This window comes from Clostridium sp. AF17-21AC (genome assembly GCF_003461365.1).
Lineage (GTDB): Bacteria > Bacillota > Clostridia > Lachnospirales > Lachnospiraceae > Coprococcus > Coprococcus ammoniilyticus.
The window spans coordinates 1-931 of the sequence record NZ_QTWY01000015.1 but is presented as its reverse complement, the minus strand read 5'-3'; the positions used below and the strand labels follow the sequence as shown (position 1 = coordinate 931).

The following is a 931-nucleotide window of genomic DNA, read 5'->3' as shown; positions in this document are numbered from 1 at the left end:
TGTCATTGATCGTTACGCTTCCGTTTGCCGGCACGCTGATTCCTGTCTTGGTTGCTGTTGTGCTTCCATCTTCTTTGACATATTCGCCGCTAGCGTTTGTTACGTAAATCATGAATGTCTTGCTGGAATCAAAGGTATATCCTGCAACTGCCTTGGCTACCGTTAAGCTTCCCTTATCTTCTGTATAAGTGTTCGTTACAGTTGCAGTTGCTGTTGTATCCTTGGTGACGGTGACATTACCTTCCCCACTGACTGCTAAGCCATAGTTTGCAACTGCTGTTCCGGTTTGCTCTTCACTTACACTGTAAATTCCTACAGGTATGTCATTGATCGTTACGCTTCCGTTTGCCGGTACGCTGATTCCTGTCTTGGTTGCGCTTACGCTTCCATCTGCAAGAACATATTCACCACTTGCGTTTGTTACGTAGATCATGAATGTCTTGCTGGAATCAAAGGTATATCCCGCAACTGCTTTTGCTACAGTTAAGCTTCCCTTATCTTCTGTATAAGTGTTCGTTACAGTTGCGGTTGCTGTCGCATCCTTGGTGACTGTGACATTACCTTCCCCACTGACTGCTAAGCCATAGTTTGCAACTGCTGTTCCGGTTTGCTCTTCACTTACACTGTAAATTCCTACAGGTATGTCATTGATCGTTACGCTTCCGTTTGCCGGTACGCTGATTCCTGTCTTGGTTGCGCTTACGCTTCCATCTGCAAGAACATATTCACCACTTGCGTTTGTTACGTAGATCATGAATGTCTTGCTGGAATCAAAGGTATATCCCGCAACTGCTTTTGCTACAGTTAAGCTTCCCTTATCTTCTGTATAAGTGTTCGTTACAGTTGCGGTTGCTGTCGCATCCTTGGTGACTGTGACATTACCTTCCCCACTGACTGCTAAGCCATAGTTTGCAACTGCTGTTCCGGTTTG

1 protein-coding gene is annotated in these 931 nt (G+C 45.4%); it reads right to left on the bottom strand.

The features are described 5' to 3' along the window. Positions 1-931: DUF5979 domain-containing protein (locus tag DWW85_RS12750; protein WP_207660251.1), on the bottom strand; the 931-nt coding region annotated here is incomplete at both ends.